This is a genomic window from Sanguibacter massiliensis, from assembly GCF_900240335.1.
In the GTDB taxonomy this organism is placed as follows: Bacteria; Actinomycetota; Actinomycetes; order Actinomycetales; family Cellulomonadaceae; genus Flavimobilis; species Flavimobilis massiliensis.
Window position 1 is genome coordinate 1 of the sequence record NZ_LT964989.1, and the last position, 2,742, is coordinate 2,742.

Sequence of the window (2,742 nt, forward strand, 5' to 3'; positions counted from 1 at the left end):
GGTCAGATGTGTTGAGGGCAGAGACGCTGCACCGACCGCCCCGCTGGACGTGGGCCGGGCTCGCGGTCATCGTGTGCGGGGCGGGTGCTGCGGTGCTCGTCGGCACGACTCCCGCGCAGGTGCGCGTGCCCGCCGCGGAGGCGTGGCTCGTGCTGTCGGGCGCGATGCTCGCTGCGACCCTCGTCGCGCTCGTGCCTGCGCTCGTGGCGTTCGTCGTCGTTGAGCTCCGGGTCGCGGCCGACGCACCCGACGGCGCGCGACCCGCGTCCCCCACCCGGGTCGGCGCCGCGGAGGGAGCACGATGATGCGCGTCGACGGACTCACCGTCACCGTCGGCGGGCGCACGCTCCTGCGCTCCGTCGCCGCGGATGCCACCGAGGGCGATGTCGTCCTCCTGGCGGGACCGACCGGCTCGGGCAAGACCACGCTTTTGCGGACGCTTGCGGGACTGCTCGACGGCACCGGTGCGCGCGCGACGGGCAGCGTCACCCTGAGCGGGACCGACCTCCTCACCGTGCCCGCCCGCGACCGCGCGCACCTCACGGGCTACGTCGGCCAGGATCCGCTGCGGGCGTTCGTCACCGCGCATGTCGAGACCGAGCTCGCGTTCGCGCTCGAGCAGCAGGGCATCGCGACCGCCGCGATGCGTCGACGCGTCGAGGACACGCTCGATCTCCTCGGCATCGCCGACCTGCGCGACCGCCGCCTCGACACGCTGTCCCTCGGGCAGGCGCAGCGCGTCGCGCTCGGCGCGGTGCTCGTCTCCGAGCCGTCCGTGCTGCTGCTCGACGAGCCGACGTCCGCGCTCGACCCCGTCGCCGCCGACGACGTCGTCGGGGCGCTGCGGCGGCTCGCGCACGACGTCGGGCTCACCGTTGTCGTCGCCGAGCACCGGCTCGAACGGCTCACGGGCATCGCCGACCGCGTCTGGCACCTACCGGGCGACGGCACGCTCCGCACCGGGGACGCCGCCGTGCTGCGCGGGACGCCGCAGGCGCCGCCGCTCGCCCGCCTCGCGGACCTCGCCGGATGGGACGCCGTGCCCGCCGACGTGCGGGAGGCGCGGCGACGGTACATCGCTGCGCCGGGGCTGCTCGGGCTGCGGCACGACGTGGACGGTGACGCCGACGAGCATCCGACCGCGAGGCGCCGTGCGACGTGGACGGACGCACTCCGCCCGCGCCGACACGCCCTCCGGGACGCAACGTCTGACGCTCGCGTCGTCGCCCGCGGGCTCGAGGTGCGGCGCGGCACGCGCACCGTCGTTCACCGGCTCGACCTCACGCTGCACGCGGGCGAGGTCACCGTCCTCATGGGCCGCAACGGCGCCGGCAAGTCGACGCTGCTGCGTGCGCTCGCCGGCGCGCTGCCGCACCGCGGGCGGCTCGACGTCGACGGCGTCGACCCGGCGCGGCTCGGGGCCGCCGACGCGCGTCGTGCCGTCGCACTCGTGCCGCAGGAGGTCGGAGCGCTGCTCTTCACCCCGAGCGTCGACGAGGAGTGCGCGAGCGGCGACGCCGACGCGGCGGCCTCGGTGGGTACGACGCGCGCCCTGCTCGACGGGCTCGTGCCCGGCATCGACGGGGCGACGCACCCGCGCGACCTCTCCGAGGGAGAGCGGCTCGCGCTCGTCCTCGCGATTCAGCTCGCCGCCGGTGCCGGCATCGTCCTGCTTGACGAGCCGACGCGCGGGCTCGACACGCCCGCGCGGCACACGCTCGTTGCCGCGCTGCGCGCGCGAGCGGCCGCCGGTGCGACCATTGTCCTCGCGACGCACGACGTCGAGACGGCCGCCGAGGCCGCCGACCGCGTCATCGTCCTCGCCGACGGCGAGGTCGTGAGCGACGGCCCCGCCCGCGACGTCCTCACCGGATCCGTCGGGGGAGCGCCGCAGATCGCACGCGTCGTGCGGCCGCTCGGAGCGCTCACGGTCGACGACCTCGTGCGTGACGTGGCCGTGGGTGCCGAGTCCGCGCCGCCCGACAGCGACGGCGCATGAGCACCGTCGCCTCGCGCGTCCTCGTCGCGCTCACGAGCCTGCTCGGCGTCGCGATGCTCGGCTGGCCCCTGCTCGCGTCCGTCGCACCCCGCGCCGAGGGACAGTCCGCGCCGTGGCTGCTCGTACTCCTCGTGCCGCTCGTCCTCGCGACCGCGCTCGCCGCCGTCACCCGCGACCGACCCGACCCGCGCGCCCTCGCGCTCCTCGGCGTGCTCGCCGCGCTCATCGCGGCCCTGCGCCTGCTCGGCACCGGCATCGGCGGCATCGAGCCGATGTTCTTCCTCCTCGTCCTCGCCGGCGCCGCACTCGGCCCGAGCCTCGGCTTCACGCTCGGCGCCCTTGCGATGCTTGTCTCCGCGCTCCTCACCGCGGGCGTCGGGCCGTGGCTGCCGTTCCAGGCGTTCGCCGCCGCCTGGGTCGGAGCGGGGGCCGGGCTCGTCGGCCGCGTCGTGCTGCCCCGTGACGGGGCACGGCCCGGCCGGCGTGCCGTCGTCCTCCTCGCCGTCTACGGCGTCGTCGCCGCCTACCTCTACGGACTCGTCACCAACCTCTGGTTCTGGCCCTTCGCGCTCGGCGACGGCACCCAGCTCTCCTACGTGCCCGGCGGGGGGCTCAGCGAGAACCTGCCACGGTTCCTCGCTTACACGCTCGCGACGTCGACGCTCACCGTCGACACCGTCCGGGCCGTCGTCACCGCGGCAGGCGTGCTCGTGCTCGGGAAGGCCGTGCTCGGGGTGCTGGGG

General features: G+C 76.0%; 3 protein-coding genes. All 3 read left to right on the forward strand.

The window, feature by feature from the left end:
* Positions 1-305 (forward strand): hypothetical protein (locus tag C1729_RS14115; protein WP_207204679.1); only part of this gene is annotated, 305 nt, incomplete at its 5' end.
* Positions 305-1,999 carry an ABC transporter ATP-binding protein gene (locus C1729_RS14120; protein ID WP_242493923.1) on the forward strand — a complete coding sequence of 565 codons (1,695 nt, stop codon included), beginning with the start codon at positions 305-307 and terminating at the stop codon, positions 1,997-1,999. The genes C1729_RS14115 and C1729_RS14120, both read left to right, overlap by 1 nt.
* Positions 1,996-2,742: ECF transporter S component (locus tag C1729_RS14125; RefSeq protein ID WP_102510782.1), on the forward strand; the 747-nt coding region annotated here is incomplete at its 3' end. The genes C1729_RS14120 and C1729_RS14125, both read left to right, overlap by 4 nt.

What these genes read in the sequence shown, in the direction of transcription:
- C1729_RS14120 (WP_242493923.1), top strand. Translation starts at nt 305, where the DNA reads ATGCGCGTCGACGGACTCACCGTCACCGTCGGCGGGCGCACGCTCCTG.